Genomic DNA, 19,039 nt, shown 5'->3' with positions numbered 1-19,039 from the left:
CTACTCGCTGGTATCCAGCCCCATGACGTCAAAAATATTGAGCTGGCCACCCTTTTGCAGAAACAGCTCTTGGTACAGGTCGGGGGCGGATTTTTCACCCCAGGCGCAAGCGGTGTAGACCAAATAAGGCACCGGGCTGTGAGGATCGTCCTGCATCAAAAACTCCGCTGCTCGGTACAGCAGCGCAAAGGCATCGGCACGGCTGCTCAGGCTGCTTGGCGGGTTGCCGCCAGAGCCGGACGAATCGCTACCGCCCGGGCTTTGCTCTGGCGGCGGTGTGTCGCTGTCTGGCTGATCGGTTGCACTGCTGCAATGGACGCCGCGGCGTTGCAGCTCGGCGCTGACCAGAGTGTTGATGCTGGTTAATAACGTACTGATTTCAGACAGTGATGGACTGTCGCTGCCGCAGGTATGGTCAAGCCAGGCCGTGAGTTCAGCAATGGCGCGCTGGCCATCGCTGACTTGCTGCTGCAGAGACTGCAGATGGTCATTGCCAGTGCCGGCCATATGATGTTTGAACGCTTCCGTCGTCGGCCCCTTCCACTCTATGGGCTGCTGATGCTGGCGCTTTAGCTGCTCGTAGCGCTGGGCGTTCTCCCAATCACTCCAGCTCATCTCTGTCCCGTCGATGTCGGCATGGGTGAGTGGCACCAGACGCAACTGCAGGGCCAGTTTTTCGTTGATCCAGTTGATTGGATTGGTGCGAAACTCGATGTCGCCGTCTTCCATTTGTGGGTGCATGGTGTCCCAGTAGGTCTGGCATAAGCTGCGAATCAGCACCGCCGCAGGGGCAATGCCGGCAAAGCCATAGCGATGAATGCTCGACTCCATCAGCCAAACGCCGAGCTGCAGATCTTTGCTTTTATGACACAGCGCATTGAGCGCGGTTTTTTCCACCACATCCCAGTCGGCTGTTTTTAGCTCATGGGTCCATACCCCTTGTGGCAGCGTTGGGTCATCGCAGCGACGGGCTTCTTTGATTTCAAAATACACGCCGTTGTGACGCACGGACTCACCCACTGGGTTGTCGTCAATGGGGCTGAGCAGCTCGTCCAGGCTGATGCCATAGAACGCTTTTATGTATTGGTTAAGCCCTGGGTTGTTGGCGGTTTCAAGGTTGTCGGGTAAGCGCAAGGTCATGTCCTCCTGGCAGGTGTTGATCGCCGGGAACGCCCGGTGCCAACGTCGGCAGTTTGGCGGGCACCGTCACTAAGGTGTTTTGTCCATTTTGACGACTGGTCACGGTGACGAGCAGATTGATTTTGCTCAAATAAGCAGCGCGATTGCCCTTGTCGGTGGTTTTGCCCACCACGGGCACCTCGAAGGTGAGGCGCGTGGCTTTATTCGCTTTAGTGGGGCTGGCAAAGCGCTGCCACCACTCGAACAAACTCCAGGTGCCGGCGCTGGTGAACACCGCACTGCGCTGCTGGTCATCAATTTGCACTGGGTGCTGGCTGTTGCGGGCTGGGCGAAAATCGGAACCACTGGCCCAGCGCAGGGTTAGCTGCAGCGCATCGCCGGCCCCCCATTGGGCTTGGTCTGCACCATTGGGAAAGCGCAGTAAGGTATTGCCGCTGCTGAAGTCCCATTGCACGATTTGGCGCATGCCTAGGGATTGATCCGGCAAGGCGGCAAACTCCACGTTGAGATTAACGGCCAGTTCGCCATTGTCATCACTGGCTTGCTGCCACAGCGTCGCCAGTTGATCGATTTGGCGCACGAACACCAGCCAGCTGTCTAACGCCAGTTGCGGCTGGGCTTTGACCAGCGCCTCTAGGCCTTGCAGCAAAGTTTGCCCTTGCAGCGGCTGCGCCCATTGCTGGCGATAATCATTGAGAAAACTGGCCAGCGCGCTGGCAGAAATGTCGGTCTTGCCCGCCTGCTCAAGGCTGGCAAATGGAAAGCGCCCAGCCAGCTCTTGATTGAAGCGTTCTGCCAGTGCCAAGTAGCGTTTGATGACGGTATTTTTGCCATATTGCTGGCAATACTGACGCACTTGCTGCTCGATGCTGTAATGGCGTTTGGCAAACAACCCGCCGCCGGTGTGGGTGCTGATGGGCTGCTGCAACCAGGTGTTGCATTGTGCCACCGTTAATTGCTGCAGTTCTGTGCCGACGAAGGTTTCCAGTTCGTTGACCGGGTTGCCCGGCTGTTGGCGCTGATAGCGTTTTAGGTCGCGCAAGGTATCGAGCCAACGTTGGGTGACGGTGTCGGTAGCGCTGACGCCTTGCGTGTCGATCAAAAAGCCCACCAAGGGCTTGGCGTACAAATTGGCCATGTAACGGGTGCGTTGGCGCTGATTTTGTAAATAGCTATTGATTTCCGCCTCGGTCGGATAACTAAACAAAGCGCCGGCAAAATTAGCACTGGCCCACTGCGGCGAGCGCAGTGGCAGATACAGGCGATCCGTTTCGACCAGCTGATCCAGCTGTTTTAGCTGTTGCTGGGCAAAGCGCTGGCTAAGGTTTTGCAGTAACGCCAGGCTGGCTTCGTCGCCCTCCTGCTTTAACACCGCCAAAAGTTGTTGAATCACGGTTTGCACCGCTTCAAAGCTGGCCACGCTGGCGGCCAGCGACGATTCACTGTCTTGCTCAGCAAACACGGCTTCGCTGCTGGGCACAGACTCATAGACCTGTGCCCCGCGAATCAAGCTTTGCACGCGACGTTGCAGCTGATGCTGCAAAGCATTGCTGTAGAAGGGTTTTTGATCGTCAGCTTGATACCACTGGCGCGTAAACGACTGATAAGCCAGCATCGCATCCAACGCTTCTACCAGGGTTGTACGGCGCCAGCCGATCACCACGGCATTGCCGTGGCTAGCCGAATCGCTAGCAGCAGGCACGACTGTGGACGCGCTCAAAAAAGGCAATGAACGCAAGGCGGCAAATTCGTCACTCCAGTGCGTTAACTCGGGCGTCATGGCCAAGGTGCTGGGCTGAAAAAACGGGCCAATGGGCGGGATATTGAGGCTTTCAAGCTGCGCTCTTATGTAGCCATCGCAGGCATCAGGCTGAAAGCGTTTGAGTAGGGCTTGCAACTGAGTTGGAGAGTAGCCAGCGGCTTCCAATGGCGTGAAAGCCTGCTGCAGGTGTTGCAGGGTCTGACCGCAAGGGCTGCTGTCGGCATTCGACAATAGCCAGTGACGACGAACCTCGGCCAGCCAGCGTTGAAAAGCTTGCAGCGCACTATTCATATCATCACGCGCTTGCTGCCAGCTGTGGCCATCCGACAGCTGCATAAAAGCACGCCTAAGCTCCGCCACCGGCGGTTTAGTTGCTTGCTCAATCAGCCCTTCTTGCACCGTTGCGGCCAATTGGTCGAGCTGGCTCAGCTGGCGATACGTCTTACGCTTGTCCAGTTCGTTAAAGTCGTGGTCGTAGGTGCCTGCCTCTACCGCACCGGCAATCAAGGGGCCATCAAAATCAATGGTGGCAGGCATGGGCGAATCATAGAGATAGTCCAGCAACCGCTTCAGCTCTGGCGCGACTTCACGGCGGTTGTGGGTGGGTTCGGCCAGTTTGATAAAGGCCATTCGTGCCCGCTGGTGGCGACTGAGTGTGTCGCTGAGCTCCAGCAATCGCTCTAGCCGTGGCGCCAGGTCGTCCTGCTGGGGCAGCGGCTTTGAAAATAGCTGGCGAACGTCATCGGCCTTGGCTTCTAAGCGACAGTCCATGCCGGCAAACAAGCGCGCTGGCAAAATCTCGCGAGCGACTGTCTCCTGTAATAAATCTGATTGGCCGCCGCCCCAGGAAGCCGGAATGGCCAGGGTATTGGGCTGTTGTCCAATTTGGCTGAGTTTGCTCAGCAGCCACCACACTGAGGCCCCGGTGCGCTCACAATAGTTTTGCTTGAACGCACTTGGGTGGGCGTCAGGGCTGCTGTCTTGCGGCGTGAGTGTGATTTGTGCCCAAAGTGTTTTGCTGGCTTGGGTGTAGCGATACAGCTGATAGCTATCGATCGCCAGCGCCATGCAAAGCAATGTCGCCAGCGCCAACGATGCGTACTGCACCCGCCGCAGTATGCGATTAAGTGAAAAAAGCCGCTGTTCTTGTGGGTATGCCAGGTGCTTTTCTGGCCACAGCTTATGGCTGAAAAACTCTTCACTGGCAACGATTTGCTCATCCACGCGCCCGCTTAGCCAAAAGCCGCGCAGTGGCAAGGCATCTTGAAAACTGCTGCGCGCAAAAGCATGGCTCAGCACGGCTGCCAGGGGGGCTTGCAAAGCAGTTAGCTCGCGGTCGAACAGCATAAACGCGTCGATGTCGGCGATGTCTTGGCCGGCAGCGGCGACGGCCAGTTGGGCGTTGCGCACCCCGTCGATGATGTCGTCAAAGCCTTCATGTATCCACTGGTCGCTAAAGGCTTGGTCGATGCGGTATGGGTTCGACCAACCAAACATCTCCCCTTGCGCCGCAGATTCTCGCGCCTGCCAAAAGGACTGAAATCCAGGAATGTGGTCACACTGGGTGATTTGCACGTAAACCGGCATAACAAACCCGGTTTTGCGCTGCGCCTGCCACAGCTGCTGATACAGACGCTCGCCCAGCTCGCGCTGTTGCAGTGGGTCTTGGGCGGCCAGCAACTGTGGCGCGGAAATGGTCAGAATTAAGCCATCTATGGGCCTTTCCGGGCGATAGAAGTTAAGCAAGTCGACAATGGCATCGAACTTGGATTCTTGCTCGACTTCGATCACCGCACCGTGATCAAAAAAGCGCCACTGACTGCCCTCGCTAATCAGTTGTTTTTCGCGTGCCAAAAGTTGCGTGCGGGTGGTGTGAGCAACGCTGTCGATCCAGTGGCTTTTACCGCTGTCATCGAGGCCGCTGAGCAAAAACCACTGGCTGCGATAGCGCCAATCCCGGCGGGTGGTTAAATAGCGCACCACATCGATGCCTTGGCGTACATGTACCTGAGTCAGCCAGCGCCAGCGTGACTGGGCTTGTTGCGCTTGCTGTTGCTGGCGCTGACGCCGCTGGGCGTTGGCCTTTTCTAGCCATTTAATCGGTTTGCCAATGGCTTGGCTGATGGCGCTGGCCAGCGATACCAGCGCATCCCAACTCCACTGCCCCAGCTTATACAGCAACCACAGCATCAATAAGGCCGCAATCAGCAGGCCAATGAACTGCCACAGCGGGTCGCTCCAGATCGGCTCAAGCTGGATAACTAACGGCTGCAGGCGCTGCTGCAGTGCCTGCCATAACGTAACGGCCTGTGTTTGCAAGGCTTGCCAGGCATGGATGACAGTGCTCATGACCAACAAACTCCCCTGTTTATCGCATCCATCACATCCAACCGCCTTTAAAGGTCAACCAGATCCCTAGGCCAACGCTGAGATACGCGATGGCCCCCAATGCTAATAACCGATACCAGCGGTCTAGTGGCGCGAGACGGCGCTCTTCGCTAGCGGCCAGAACGTTGTTGTAGGCCTCTGGGCAGATGCGGCCCAGCTCTGATTGCGAGCGAATGCGCTTGTAGAGCTGCTGGCGAACGAAGTCCAGGCGCTTGGGTTGGTCGCGAAAACAGCCTTCAAAGCCCAGCCGCATGGCCAGCAAATACACCGCCGCAAGGTTTTGCTGCTGTGGGTCCCAGCTGCGCAGTTTCAACAGGCTGGCAACGCCGGCAAAGAAGCGCTCGCCGGCATAGCAGCTGCGGAAAATGCGCATCTCTAATGGCGTTTGCTGCCAGCTATCTCGGCCAGACCAAGGCACATTGAAAATCAGCAGCTCGTCGGCCAGCGCGACCATCACAAACAACGCCTGCTGCACTAAGCGAAACTCTCGTTCGGTCAGCACTTTTTGCAATTGATGACTGCAGCGCTCGACCCAGCGTTGCAGCCGTTGCGCAACCGCTTCGGCCAGTTCCTCGCCGGTGGGCGGTCGGTTGATTTGCAGTTGATGGCTGACCGCCTGCTCCAAGTCGCCGCTTTGCAGCCCCTGCTTAATGGCCACCACCTGTTGGTAAAAGTGGCTCATTAAACGCATCGGGTCGCTGCTGTCGCAGGCGTTGACGCTGCTGTCTGCCATCAGGAATGGGTTACGAGTGCTCATAACTTACTCATGCGGCATGTGCAGAAGGATGGCAGCGGGCTGCTCGCCTTTGAGCTTGTCGCTGGTGCACACAATCAACAGTTTGGCGCCGGCACGAATCAGCGCTTTGTCGGCCTTCACCCGAAACAGTGCATTGCCTTGGGCGGGTTCGATGTCGCTGCGCTGGTCGCGCTGAATGCGCTCGGATTTGGCTCCCAGCAAGCGCCGTTGCTGCAATACTTTGTGAATGCTGGCAGAGGCGATGCGAGCGGTTTTTAGCCACTGACTGACGCCGTCGCTGTTGCCGTTGTGACTGGGGCGCAGCTCAATCAGTAGGTCACGCCCTTCCCAGGCCTTATCGAATGCCAAGGTAAAGCAGCCGCTGCGTTCTTCGTCAAAGCTCAAGGTGGTGTAGTTGAGGTTGACGCGGCTGATCTGCTGCTGCACGTAACGCAGCACTTGCAAAAAACCGGGTAAGGCGTTGTCGTGGCTGTAGGCGCGAAAGGCCGGCGGCATGCCGTTGGGGTCCAACTCGCTGACCGGTCCTGCTAAACGCACCAGACTTTGGTACAGCTCATAGGGCGTTGCCGTGTCGGTGCCGGCGACCAGCTCAAAACTGGCCAACTCTTGCACCATGGCTCGAATCCAGCGGTGATGGCGTTGGGCGATGTTGCGCCCTAACTGCTCACCTTGCTCGGATAATCCCGCTAGCTGGCGGGCTTTTTGGCGAATGGCCAGCGCCAATTGTGCGCACAGTGTCATCAGAGGTTTGATGCTGCCTTGGGCGCCATGGTGGCGAAAGTGATCGGCGGCGATGTTAAGCAGTGGCGGTGCGTAATCTGGGTCCAGTTGCAGGCTGCCGCCGTCGGGCTGTACGACTCGAAACAGTGGCAGGCCGACATAGCGATGACTGACTTGATCACCGCTTTGCAGCGATAGGCGCGGCACCAGACGCGGCATGACCAGCTCATTGTCGCCGGTGTTTTCATCCACCTTGGGGCGATCCTCGCGGCTGATGTAGCGCTGAATTTCTGAGCGCTCGCTGGCACTGCCCGCGACCTGAATCGGCACCGCCAGTTGAATGGTCACCGGCCCTTGGCTGAAATCCATGTCCAGCGCCAGCTGCAGGCGCTCATCCACGCTGCTGTGATAGTCAATCAACAGGCCATCTGGCATCACGGCAATTAAGCGGCGAATGTCGACGCTGCCTTCCGCCAGTGCGATGGGGTCTAGCTCTAGGCGGCCAATGCCCCAGTAATGCGGCTGCAACAGTGATAGGCGTTGGCGCAGCTGCTCTTCCCAGTACAAATGGTTTTGCTGAAAGTGTTGCGGTGACAGCAGCATGCCCTGATGCCAGCAAATGGGATTCGGCAAGCGGCCTGGGGCGCCTTCATCGTTGGCCGCCGCGCGGATTAAACTGGCTTGTCCGGTCGATAAAATAGCCATGTTATGTCGCCTTTGGTAATGGTCGCCGGCTAGTCATCGCTGACCGGCTTCAGTTCTTTGAGTGAATATTGGTCACGCAGCAGCTGTATCTGCAGGTGCTTGAACTGGGTGATGTCGGTTACGTACTGACCGTCGCTGCCGAGGTAATTGGCAAACAGCAGCACTTGCTGCGCCTGGGCGTGGCCGTCTGGCAAAGTCACGTTGGGCTTAAGTGTCAGTGGCACCACTTCAAAGCTGGCCACGGCAATGTCGTGGGCATAGCGCAGGGTTAGGCTGGTTTTGCGTTCAAACCATTGCGGCCCGTTCAGCTCTGCCAGCAGCTGCCCCACCTTGGCGTCGTACACGAACACCAAATCCAGGGCCGTCGCCAGGTTGCGGTTGGCGTCAGCGCTGGCTTGCAAGTCGATACGGCTGAGGCCGCTGGCGGCCGGTTTAGGGGTGTTGGAGGAACAGCCTGTCAGTGCGACTAGGAGCAGTGTTGCGATCAGTGCAAAGCCACAGTGGTTGAGCCTCGTCATAGCGCCGCCTCCACTACAAACGACACAGCGACTTCTTCGCCCTCCAAACTGTGCTGAAAATGATGATCGCTGGGCGCCAATGACCATGGCAAAAAGGCGGTCAGCCCCAGCGACATGGGGTTTTGATGATTGCCTAAACGCAAGTTGGGTAGTTGTGCTTGCGAGCAATACAGCGTAATGCGGCAGTCGTATTGGCAATCGCTGATGCGCTCTGCCACAGCCTGCAGCTGAGCAAAGTCGCTGCCGCCAGGAATCAACTGTGTCAACCGTGGCCAGTCGACGGGCCCTAGATGCAGATGAATAAACTTGTGCTGATCCCAGACACGTTGGCCGAGCATGGCGCTTTGCCCCAACTCGGCGTTAAGATCTTGCCCTAAGTGGGTATGATCGGCGCTGTCTATTTGCACCCAGCCGCCTTCCAGGCAGTCCATGTGACGCAGCTCAATGCCCAGTTCAAATTGCAGCAGTTGCCGCACCACGGGCAATGACATGCGGCAGTTAGCGAATAAGCCGGCCAAAGCGAGGTCGCTGTTGGCGGCTTCGCCTACCCCCAGTGTGCCAGCCAAAGCCTGCAGTAACGCACCGCTGTGGCTGTGCTCGGCGCGACAGTCCAGCAAAGTCGGGCATTGCTCGCGTTGCACCAAGTAGCGCAGTGCTTGCAGTCGCTGGTTGAACAAGCCGAGAAAATCGAGCATGGCGTGGTCGTCTTGCTCATCCAGCTCACGCAGCCATTCGATAAAGGGTTCGGGCAGTGGCCCATCGTTGGCACTTAGGCCGCCCAGGGTGGCCGTCAAGTGGGTGGGCTGTTGCGGCTGGTAGCTGAGGTGGCGCACTTCACCGGGTGGGTAGTCGGCATCCAGCACCAGATCGAAGCGTATGGCTTCGCCAATGCGCTGCAGCAGATCTTGGTCGCTGCGCTGGTGGTCATCAAACTGGTCGGCGTTAGCGGCCAGCAACAAGCGCACCAATTGCAGGAAATCCCAACCAACGCCGGGGCTTTGCAGCAGTGAGCTTACAGAATGACCTGTTCGCCAATACGCGGATGCCATTGCTTCCACACTCCTTCACGTTGATAACTCTGCAACTGCAGTTGCACGAAATGGTTGGGCGTTGTGTACAGGCCCAAAAATCGACTTAATACATCCCCTAATAACAATGGGTTGGCGCCGTCGAAGTAGTCCTCATCCAGCGTCAGCGTCATGTGTGTGCCGCGAAAATGCCCGCGCCAAGCATCGTGGCCCATGCGCTTGACCGACGAGCGAGCCGTCAGCGACACCAGGCCATCGAGCTGCTTCAGGTGCGATGGGTTCATCGGGTCGGTGTACAGGCTTAACAGCTGGTGGAGACGCTGCTGCACTTCGCTGGCACTGCCGCGTACCAATGAGCGCAAATTCAAATGCAGCTGCGACAGCAGTTGCACCATGGACTCGCCTTGCAACCGTGCCGGTTTAAACAGGGTTGGGCGAGAGACCACGGCGGCGTGATGCAATGCGCCGGCGCCCACCAATTGCATGCGATCGCCCATGCGCAGCGATTCGGCTAAATTGCGGTTACTGCACAGGCCTTTAACGCTGAGGGTTTGATCCACCGGCGTGGCCGGTCGCAGTTGCTCGTCTTGCAAAGCAATTAAGGTGTCGCAGCCTGCCGCAGTCGGTGTTAAAGGTGGCACCAGGCGGGTGAGAAAACGCAGTTGTTGCTGCGGTGAGCTGGCCCCTGCTCCGCCCAACCATGGCTCGGCGCGACGCACCTGGCCGTTGGCTGACAGCACTTTGACTTCGCTTAGGCTGTGCACTTCGCTCTGGCCGTATTGGTCTTCATCGGCCAATAAACGGTACTCAAACTGGCTTTGATCCAATTGCACCGGTTTAAATACGGCGGGAAATAAGTTGATGGCTGGAAAGCTGTTGATGCAGAGACTGTTGCGTTGCAGCCCGGGCAGTAAGTCCATACGCTCGACCAAGAGCAACAGCTCAAACTCGTCGGTCAGCTGGTCGGCCTGAATGCCGGTCAGCTCGAAAAAATAGTATTTTTCCGGAAAATAGAAATATTCCTGCAGTAGCCGATAGCCCTCGTGGCTGCCGGTGTGCTGTGGCAGTACGTTGTGTTCGGGCTCAAAGCCAAGCCATTCGATATTTGCTTCGGGCAGCTCTATGTATTGATCGCCGACTTTGAGTGCGGCGCCACGAAAATGTTGGCTCAGCAGTTGGTGCAAAGGCGCGCGCAAATCGTTGGCGGCGATAAAGAAGCGCAATCGCTCCAGCGGGTATTCGTAAATCGGGTCTGAGCCCTGACTTTGAATGCGGATGGACATCACGCCCTGAACATCAGCGCGATGATCCAGAAACGGAAATAAGTTTTTGGGCTTGGTGGCGATGTCACGAATTTCAAATGGCCACAGCGGTGTGTCGTAACAGCACTGCATGCGACATTCCACCTGCTTGTTTTCAACCTGATCGCCCAAGCGCCGAGCTTGGCTGAGTGCGGTAAACGTGCGCCCTTTTTCTAGGCTATAGCCGTTGATAAAGCTAGCACCGTCGACCATGACGTTGGCTTGCATCACCGTCATGCATGGAATGGAACGCAATAAACTCGGGTACAGGCTGAGCAATAAATGATTGGCGGTCTCGTAGCGTTTGCGCTCCAGGTCTGAGCGCAGTCTGCCAGTCAGCCAAGCAAATGACTGCAGTAGCTGCTCCACATGCGGGTCTGCCGAGTGGCCGGCACTGAGGCGCAGTTCGGAGGCAACGCTTGGGTAAGCGTTGCTAAACGCCTCCACCGATCCGCGCAGGGCGTTCAGCTCTTGTTGAAATGGCTGAATGTCGCTACTCATGATGACCCCGAGTTAAAAATAAAAATGTTCACTGACCTGCTCCTGCCCCAGATGCAATATCAACTGGCAATGGGCGCGGGAGCCGTCACTGTGAATGGCTTTGACGTCGACATCGGTTAGCCTTGGCTCTAAGGCCAATATTTGCTCGCGAATGCGTTGCCGATAGCGGCGTTGCGCGTCGTCGTCGCCTTTAAATTGATCCAGTAATTCAGGAATGCCAAAGGCGACAACAAATGAACCGACACCGTCCACCGCGCGACGATAACTGCGGGTCGCTAAAATGCGCTGCACTTGCTGGCACACGGACTGCTGCAAGGTTTGGCGATGGCAGCGGCTGTCTAGCTTTTCGAGCAATGTGCGGTTCATTTGCTGGCCTCCCTGCCTTACAAGGTATAACTGCCTGGAGCAATCGGGCGATTGCGCGCCACGCTCCAGCCGGTTGCCACATGCCCTGTGTTTTTAAGGCCAGGACCTTGCAAGCAGTGCACCCAAGAGATTTCGGTAAAGTTCAGTTTGAACTGCTCCGTCGCCATGTCGTTGGGATGGGACTGGAACTGAATTTCACTGATCAATACCTGGGTCAGCTCAAACTGCATCAGCATATTGAGGCGATCGCCTGAGTTGCGCAAAATGTGAATGCGACAAGGCGAGCCTTTTTCATCCAGCAGTTTGGCGCGTAGGCAGTACTCATAAAGTTTGGGCGACGATACATCGACGTATTTCACACAGGTGAAGTCAGAAATAATGGGCCGCCCAGAGGTGCGCGCACTGTTGCTGACATCGGTGGTGACTTGCTGCTGAATGCCCTGATTGATCGACACCAGCTCGACACATTTACTGGCATCAAAGCCTAAGTTGTCGGCGTTTTTGGTGACATCTACCCAGCTGTCGCCGTCAGCAGCACCGTCAATCAGTGAGCCGCCGGCAGCCACATCACTGCCTTTGGGTTTGGTCAATGCGGCATCGCCGAGTTCTAATAAAATAAGATCCATGTTTTGCTCCAAAAAGTGTTGTCTGTATTTCTCTTATTAACCAGGGATATCGGCTACCAGACGAATCGAGGTGGACAGCTCTTCCAACTGGAAGTGTGGCTTGAGAAATACCGTGGCTTTATAAGCGCCGGGCTTGCCAGGAATGTCGGTGACATCAATGCGCGCCTCGCGCAGCGGATAGCGCGCCTTGATCTCGCTGGCAGCACCGTCGTCGATCAACACGTAATTGGCGATCCAAGTGTTTAAAAAATCGGCGACATTGTCTTTGGTTAAAAAAGCACCGATTTTGTCGCGCATAATGACCTTGATGTAATGCGCAAAGCGCGACGCATTCAGCACATAAGGCAACATGGCAGAGGTGCGGGCGTTGGCATTGGCCTCGTCGGTGTTGTATTTCTTCGGATTGTTGGTGGTTTGGCCACCAAAAAAAGCAGCTTTATCTGTGCCCTTGCAGTGCAAAATGGCCATAAAGCCTAAATCGTTTAGCTCTTTTTCACGTCGGTCAGTAATGGCGACTTGGGTCGGGCAGGTCAGACGCACATCGCCTGCGGCGGTTTTAAACGTATGGGCAGGTAAGCCTTCAACCAAGCCGCCGCCCTCAACGCCGCGAATCGCAGCCAACCAGCCGTATTTCGAAAAAGCATTGGTAATGCGTTGACCCAGCACAAACGCTGGATTGCCCCACAAATAGCGCGAAGCGTCGGTGCCATCGACGTCCTCTTTAAAGTCAAAGCCATCCACCACCACGGTTTCTGGGCCATACGGTAGGCGCAGCAACACTTTCGGTAAGGTCAGGCTCACGTAGCGTGAATCTTCACTGTCGCGGAAACTGCGCCATTTGATCAGCTCTGTGCTTTCGAAAATCTTCGATAAATCGCGTGGCTGTGACAGGCGGAAATAATCCTGCATATCAAACAGTTTGGCGTAGGCGGCGGCAATGAAAGGCGCATGCGCTGCGGCGGCGACACCGGAGATTTTTTCTAATAGTTCGATGTCTTCTGGATGGCGGCCAAATTCATAATCGCCCAGCAGTAGACTGAATGGATCACCGCCGTAGGTGCCAAATTCATCTTCGTATACTTTTTTAAACAGCGCGCTTTGGTCAAATTCAGAGGCTTTTTGCAGGTCTTTGAGCAAATCGCGCTTAGATACATTGAGTAAGCGCAGCTTCAGGTGAGTGTTGGTCTCGGTGTTCATGACCAAGTAGTGCAAGCCACGCCAAGACGATTCGAGCTGTTGGAAGCTCGGTTCATGCAAAATCAAGTTGATCTGCTGAGTCAGTAAGTTATCGATTTCCGAGATGCGGTCGTTCATGCGATCGGCGGCATCACCGCTGGTTTGCTTACTGTTTTTGGACAATATATCCAAGGCAAACTGGCCGATCAGCGTTAAGGCATAAGGGCGTTGTGATTCGTCTAACGCCATGCCACCTTCTTCCAGCAGTTTGGTCATGAATTCGCTGGGCTCAACGGCGGATAAGTCCTCTGCTCCCTCGTACACCCCGCTCACTTCTTTTTGCAAAGCATCGTCGGCTAACAGCTGGGTTAATAAGTCGTCTAATGCATCATTGCCGTCAAGCTTGGCTAGAAAATCGCGCAGGTGGCTGCGGCTTTCGTACATGGCGGCGGTTGCCGGCACTTGCTGCACTAGCTCTAGCGGGCCAAAGTCATCGATCGATTTAAACAGCAACTCAATGTTGGTGGTGGTGTCTTTTTTACTGGCCAGGACATCGCTGATTTTCATGGTCAGGCGCGGTGTGATGCCCTCCATAACGGAATCAAAGTTGTCACGATCCACTTCGACGAACTCGCGCTCTTTCAGTGGTGGCAGTGGCTCGGTCGGTTTGCCAGATAAATCGGCCAATATGCCCACTATTAACGGCAGCTCACGTTGTAAAATGGCATTGCCGATTTCAACATCGTAAGTGATGTGGACCCTTGGCGATCTAACCCTGGATAGTTTTTTCTGTACACTTTCCAAAATTATTCCCTCACATTATTGATATGACAGTTGGCTTTGCCTCAATGGCGGGCGGATGTCTTTTTTTCCGCGCATTTAAAGAAGCCACCCCCGACTTCCTCTACCACGCCTTTACTGACCAGAATTTCAAGAGCGTCCTTAACCGAAAATGCAGACTCATGGATTTTCTGTTCAGTAATCCACCAACGTCTGATTCCTTCGAAGCTATCCATCGCGTTTGGATGTGCTTGCAAGTAGTTCTCTATGAGTCTGGCCACATAAAGGCTGTGGTCGTTTTGGCTGTTGTCGCTCACGTGGGCACCATCACTTAATTGAGGAAGTAAATTGATACTGCACAGAGGGCTATAGCAATGCCGGTGCCAAGCATAAAAAGCCCGTAGGAATGGGCTTGAAGGGCTGCGCCGCTGAAAAAGGGCGCTGCTTTTTACCCGGTTGGGGTGGGTTGCCCCGGGTTGGTTTGATCGTGTTGCGTTTGTGTGTTGCTTGATGGGTCAAATATTGCCCAGCGGGTCACGATTAACCCGCTCAATAAATCATCAGTTACCGACCGAAGGAATGAATTATGCGGCCATTTATGGCGCTGCTATGGGCCTATGCTAGCCTCGCTTAGCTGGCATTGATATTGCGATATATTTTGAATAGCGATTTTCAAAAAAACTAAAGACGAACCTCGGTTAGTGCGAGGCATCGACATCATTGATTCAGGAGGTTATGCCCATCATGGACGATTCTCTGACACTGGCCGATTCGTCTCATCATGAGGTCGCTGGCCCCTCCTCCGCTGCCAACTTTCATTATTCAACGGAAGACGCTACGACCACAGAGGTCGCTGGCGTTCATATCGTCGGGCAGTCGCCACAGCTGAAAGAAGCGCTGGCCAATATTCACATACAAGCCCAATACGACGCACCTGTGTTAATTACCGGCGAAACCGGTACCGGTAAAGAGTTGGCCGCACGCGGCTTGCACTATTGCGGGCAGCGTCGAGGTCAGCCGTTTGTGGCCGTGAACTGCGCTACGCTAACAACCGAGCTGTTCGCCAGCGAACTGTTTGGCCATAAGCGCGGCGCTTTCACCGACGCTCGCCACGACAAAAAAGGGCTGTTGGCCGAAGCCGACCAGGGCACCTTGTTTCTTGATGAAATCGATAGCTTGTCACTGGCCTCGCAGGCAGCACTGCTGCGCTTTTTGCAAGAATCTGAGTTTCGCCCTGTGGGCAGTGAAAAAACCTTGACCTCCAATGCGCGATTAATCGCTTCGGCGAACTGCGATTTACTGCAACGCGTGGACGAAGGCTTGTTTCGCCGTGATTTGTACTACCGCTTGTATATTTTGGCGGTGCATATGCCACCGCTGCGTCAACGCCGCCAGGACATTCCCTTGCTGGTAAACCACTTTTTGCGACAGTTCGCGGGCCAATACGGTTTGGCGCCGAAGCAGGTCTCGCCGGCCCTTATGGCGGATTTGGTGTCCATGCCTTGGCACGGCAATGTTCGTGAGTTGGAAAATACCTTGCATCGTTTATTTTTGCTGTCGCCAGGGCAATGTATTGACAGCGAGCATTGCTCGGCAGCAACGCCTTCGACGGCTGCAGCAGAAAGTGCTCAGCCAGCCATACGCCCTCCTCTGCCCGATTTGCACGCGCAAAGCCATTACAATTTTGCCGACGATAAGCGCCAAGCCGTTGAGCAGTTCGAAAAACACTATGTGGTGCAAATGTTGGAGCTGGCGGATGGCAATATCACCCGTGCGGCTGCCCTGTGCGGCAAAGACCGCCGCGCATTTGGCAAGTTGGTGAAGAAGTACGATGTTAAAAAGGTCATTATCACCACCGAGTGATGGTCACACATGACTGGCCTTTTGCGTCATCAAATCCTTCGTGCGCATGGGATTTTAAGCGCTCATCAGTTAGACTGCGCCGCCATTTCTTAGCGACGACAGAAGACAGCAACAGACGATGAGCAGCTTTAGTGTTGGCCAGCGCTGGATCAGTGAAGCCGAAACCGACCTCGGACTGGGTCTAATTCAAAGTGTCGACTTCCGTATGGTGACCGTGTTTTTCCCGGTGATTGAAGAAAGTCGCACCTACTCCCGCCAAAACTCCCCTTTGAGCCGTGTGATCTTTAAGGTCGGCGATCAGGTGCCGCTGCAAGACGGCACCGTGATGACGCTGACCGAAGTCGATCAGCACGACGACATCGTGTTCTACGGCGATGGCGAGCGCGTGGTGCCCGAAACCCACTTAAGTGGCAGCATTCAGCTGAACCGCCCGGTCGATCGGCTGTTTTCTGGCCAGATTGACCGCAATAACCTTTACGAGCTGCGTCAGGTCGCATTGCAGCAGCAAAGCAAGTTGCGCCAGCGTCGCTACTTTGGCTTGCTAGGCGCGCGTACCAGCTTGCTGCCACATCAGCTGTACATCGCTGAACATGCCACTCAAGACGCCCTGCCACGGGTGCTGCTGGCCGATGAGGTCGGTCTGGGTAAAACCATCGAAGCCGGCTTGATGCTGCACCGTTTAATGCTGCAGCAGCGTTTGCAGCGGGTGTTGGTACTGGTGCCAGATCACCTGGTGCACCAGTGGCTGGTTGAAATGATTCGCCGCTTTAACTTGCGCTTTAACATCATCAACCAAGGCTCATTGGGCGATGGTGAGGCCATGTTTGCCGACGGCCAGTTGTTTATTTGCCCAATGTCGCTGGCCGATAACGAGGTGCTGCAGCAGGCGGCGCTGAGCAGTGCTTGGGACATGCTCATCGTCGACGAAGCGCACCATTTGGAGTGGAGCGAAGACGAGCAAGGCCCAGCTTACACCCTGGTTGAGAGCTTGGCGTGCCGCACGGCCGGTGTGATGCTGCTGACCGCGACACCTGAGCAGCTTGGCGTTGAGGGGCACTTTGCGCGCTTGCGCCTGCTCGACCCTGAGCGTTATCCGTCGTTGGAGAAATTCCTGCAAGAGCAGCAGGCTTACCAGCCCATTGCGGATCTGGCGGCAGCGCTGTGCAGTGATGAAGCACTGAGCAGCGAGCAGCAAGCGGCCCTGGCGGAGAAACTGCCCGATTTGGCCGATAGCGACTCGCGTGATCGTCAGCTCGAGGCATTGATTGACCGTTTTGGCCCAGGACGAGCGCTGTATCGTAATACTCGACATGGCGTTAGCGGCTTCCCGCAGCGGTTAACCACCATCACTGAGCTGCCGGCGGCCGAATTTGCTGACAATGCCAGTCTGGAAGATTTGGTGCCCGAGCGTCACAAGGCCAACTGGTGCCCGAAAGACCCTCGCGTGCAATGGCTGACCGAGCTGCTGGGCGCGACGGGCAAAGACAAGGTCATTTTGATCTGCCACTCGGCGCAAACCGTGCTCGACCTAGAAGCCCACTTATGGGATCAATACGCCCTGCCGGCAGCGGTATTCCATGAGCACATGGATTTGGTCGAGCGTGACCGCGCCGCCGCCTATTTTGCTGACCACGAGCAAGGCGCGCGTATTTTGCTGTGCTCGGAAATTGGCAGCGAAGGTCGCAACTTCCAGTTTGCCCACCACTTGGTGCTGTTTGATTTACCGTTTAACTGCGACTTGCTGGAACAGCGCATTGGCCGCCTCGACCGCATTGGTCAAAAGAACGACATTCAAATTCACATTCCGGTATTCCAAGGCCACATCAGCCAGCGCTGGGCGACTTTATTAGAGCAAGGCTTTGACTTGTTCCGTGCGCCTAACCCGGCGGCGCAGCCGTTGCTGGATGAGCACCGTGACGACATTACCCAAGCGCTGCTGACCGATGGTGATTTGCAGCCGTTGGTCGAGCGCATTGCTGAGCGCCGTCGCGAGCTTCTGGCACAACTGGAATCCGGTCGCGACCGTTTGCTGGAGATGCACTCCTGTCGTCCAGGCAAGGCCAAAGCACTCGCGCGTGATATGACCATTACGCACATTGAGGATGAGGCAGACCTGAACGACTTTTTGGAGTTATTTGCCGATGCCTTCGGCGTTGAAATAACCGATCTTGGCGGCGACTGCGTCACCATTGCACCGGGCGATCATATGCTGGTGCCGGATATGCCACACTTGCCTGCCGATGGCTTTATGGCAACGACCCGCCGTGAAGTAGCGCTGGCGCGTGACGATGTGCAGTTCCTGAGTTGGGAGCACCCCTTTATTGACCAAGCGCTGGAGTTAATTCTCACCGGCCCTGCGGGCAATGCGGTGGTCGGTTACATTGAAGATCACCCGCACACCACGGGCGATGTGTTCTTGCAGTTGCAGTTTGTTGCCAGCTGCCCGGCCAAGCGTGCACTGCAAGTTGAACGCTTTTTGCCGCCCAATGCCATGCATTTAATGATGACGCCAACAGGTGACCTGAAGGTTAACGAGCCTGAAGCCCTGCCAGGCTTCGCCCTGCCGCTGAAAAAAGGCACCGCTCGCGGCTTGGTCGAGCAGCGCGCCGAAGAAATTCAGCCGCTATTGCACAAGCTGGAAAAAATGGGCGCTGCCCAGCTGGATAAAATGGTCGCCGTGGCCAAGCGCAAAGCGGAAGAAGCCTACGAAGACCGTTTGGCGCGGTTGGATTCTCTGGCTCAGCACAATGCCAATATTTCACCAGCCATGCTCGATGTGGTGCGCCAAGAGCGTGACGACGTATTGGCGGCGATCGATGAATCACAGCTGCTGCTGGATTCGGTGCGATTGGTATTTTGTGGTTAAACCACACTTTGCCACAGCCCGGCTTGCCGGGCTGGCTCTTTAACTGACGTCCTTGATGTGGCTGATTTTGCCGTGGCTAAACTTAAATAAGGTTTGGCCCTGCAATTCAATAACCTGGCCGGCCTTAAGGCCATTATCTAAATCCGCGGCCACTGTGCCTTGATAATCAATATCCACCGTGGCGCTGTCGTCGTGCAGTTGCATGTTGGTAATGGTTTGCTGGCGCGCACTGAATACTTGAGCCGATTGTAAGGCCAAGGTTTTAAAATCTTCTTTGCCTTGTGTGTGCACATTAACCTCCCCTCCGGCTTCATTTTCAAACACCACATCGTCAGCCAGTAACGCGACTAAGCCATCGATATCAAAGGCGTTGTAGCACTGAATGTATGACTCAATCAGTGATTTTTTATCCTGTGTAATCATGCAATGTTCCTGTTGCTCAAACTGGTTGGTGATAATGGCGTGCTGAAAGACAGAGGCCAGCTCGCCGGTGGCGATGATAGGAAAATCAATATCATGCTTCGCGCAAGCTGTCTATGGGG

Annotated in this window: 14 protein-coding genes; 2 read left to right on the top strand and 12 right to left on the bottom strand. The window is 55.6% G+C overall.

What is annotated here, in order from left to right; translation table 11 throughout:
* From tssA to IE090_RS06740, 11 genes are read right to left on the bottom strand one after another with little or no spacing between them, the layout of a single operon-like run.
* Positions 1–1,140 (bottom strand): type VI secretion system protein TssA, encoded by a 1,140-nt coding sequence (gene tssA / locus IE090_RS06790; RefSeq protein ID WP_189387606.1) that lies wholly within the window; start codon positions 1,138–1,140, stop codon positions 1–3.
* Complete coding sequence (locus tag IE090_RS06785) at positions 1,112–5,251, bottom strand: type VI secretion system protein (protein ID WP_189387605.1); 4,140 nt, start codon at positions 5,249–5,251, stop codon at positions 1,112–1,114. Before IE090_RS06785 ends, tssA begins: the two co-directional genes overlap by 29 nt.
* Positions 5,252–5,282: 31 nt before the next feature.
* The gene (locus IE090_RS06780) at positions 5,283–6,047 is read right to left on the bottom strand and encodes a DotU family type IV/VI secretion system protein (protein WP_189387604.1); all 765 of its coding nucleotides are present in this window, start codon (positions 6,045–6,047) and stop codon (positions 5,283–5,285) included.
* Between the two features lie 3 nt (positions 6,048–6,050).
* On the bottom strand, positions 6,051–7,472 hold the full coding sequence (gene tssK, locus IE090_RS06775) for a type VI secretion system baseplate subunit TssK (protein WP_189387603.1): 1,422 nt from the start codon (positions 7,470–7,472) through the stop codon (positions 6,051–6,053).
* A gap of 29 nt (positions 7,473–7,501) precedes the next feature.
* Complete coding sequence (locus IE090_RS06770) at positions 7,502–7,990, bottom strand: hypothetical protein (protein ID WP_189387602.1); 489 nt, start codon at positions 7,988–7,990, stop codon at positions 7,502–7,504.
* Entirely contained in the window at positions 7,987–9,039 is a 1,053-nt protein-coding gene (gene tssG, locus IE090_RS06765) for a type VI secretion system baseplate subunit TssG (protein WP_189387601.1), read from the bottom strand. The genes IE090_RS06770 and tssG overlap by 4 nt, the downstream gene beginning before the upstream one ends.
* The gene (gene tssF, locus IE090_RS06760; protein ID WP_189387600.1) at positions 9,003–10,820 is read right to left on the bottom strand and encodes a type VI secretion system baseplate subunit TssF; all 1,818 of its coding nucleotides are present in this window, start codon (positions 10,818–10,820) and stop codon (positions 9,003–9,005) included. The genes tssG and tssF overlap by 37 nt, the downstream gene beginning before the upstream one ends.
* A 12-nt stretch (positions 10,821–10,832) precedes the next feature.
* Complete coding sequence (tssE, locus tag IE090_RS06755) at positions 10,833–11,186, bottom strand: type VI secretion system baseplate subunit TssE (protein WP_189387599.1); 354 nt, start codon at positions 11,184–11,186, stop codon at positions 10,833–10,835.
* A gap of 17 nt (positions 11,187–11,203) precedes the next feature.
* Positions 11,204–11,812, bottom strand: a complete 609-nt coding sequence (locus tag IE090_RS06750) for an Hcp family type VI secretion system effector (protein ID WP_189387598.1) — start codon at positions 11,810–11,812, stop codon at positions 11,204–11,206.
* A gap of 36 nt (positions 11,813–11,848) precedes the next feature.
* A complete protein-coding gene (gene tssC, locus IE090_RS06745) occupies positions 11,849–13,792 on the bottom strand; it encodes a type VI secretion system contractile sheath large subunit (protein WP_189387597.1) in 1,944 nt (647 codons plus the stop codon).
* A 41-nt stretch (positions 13,793–13,833) separates the two neighbouring features.
* The gene (locus IE090_RS06740; protein WP_189387596.1) at positions 13,834–14,085 is read right to left on the bottom strand and encodes a hypothetical protein; all 252 of its coding nucleotides are present in this window, start codon (positions 14,083–14,085) and stop codon (positions 13,834–13,836) included.
* Positions 14,086–14,512: 427 nt separating this feature from the next.
* Here IE090_RS06740 and IE090_RS06735 point away from each other — a divergent pair, with 427 nt between their 5' ends.
* Entirely contained in the window at positions 14,513–15,631 is a 1,119-nt protein-coding gene (locus IE090_RS06735; protein ID WP_189387595.1) for a sigma-54 interaction domain-containing protein, read from the top strand.
* Between the two features lie 118 nt (positions 15,632–15,749).
* Positions 15,750–18,497, top strand: a complete 2,748-nt coding sequence (gene rapA, locus IE090_RS06730) for an RNA polymerase-associated protein RapA (RefSeq protein ID WP_189387594.1) — start codon at positions 15,750–15,752, stop codon at positions 18,495–18,497.
* Positions 18,498–18,536: 39 nt separating this feature from the next.
* On the opposite strand, the gene IE090_RS06725 is transcribed toward rapA, so the two are convergent.
* Positions 18,537–18,920 carry a nuclear transport factor 2 family protein gene (locus IE090_RS06725; protein WP_189387593.1) on the bottom strand — a complete coding sequence of 128 codons (384 nt, stop codon included), beginning with the start codon at positions 18,918–18,920 and terminating at the stop codon, positions 18,537–18,539.
* Positions 18,921–19,039 lie beyond the last annotated feature (119 nt).

Source organism: Bacterioplanes sanyensis (genome assembly GCF_014652515.1).
GTDB classification, from domain to species: domain Bacteria; phylum Pseudomonadota; class Gammaproteobacteria; order Pseudomonadales; family Oceanobacteraceae; genus Bacterioplanes; species Bacterioplanes sanyensis.
The sequence above is the reverse complement of the archived record's forward strand: the minus strand, read 5'-3'. Positions and strand labels throughout refer to the sequence as shown.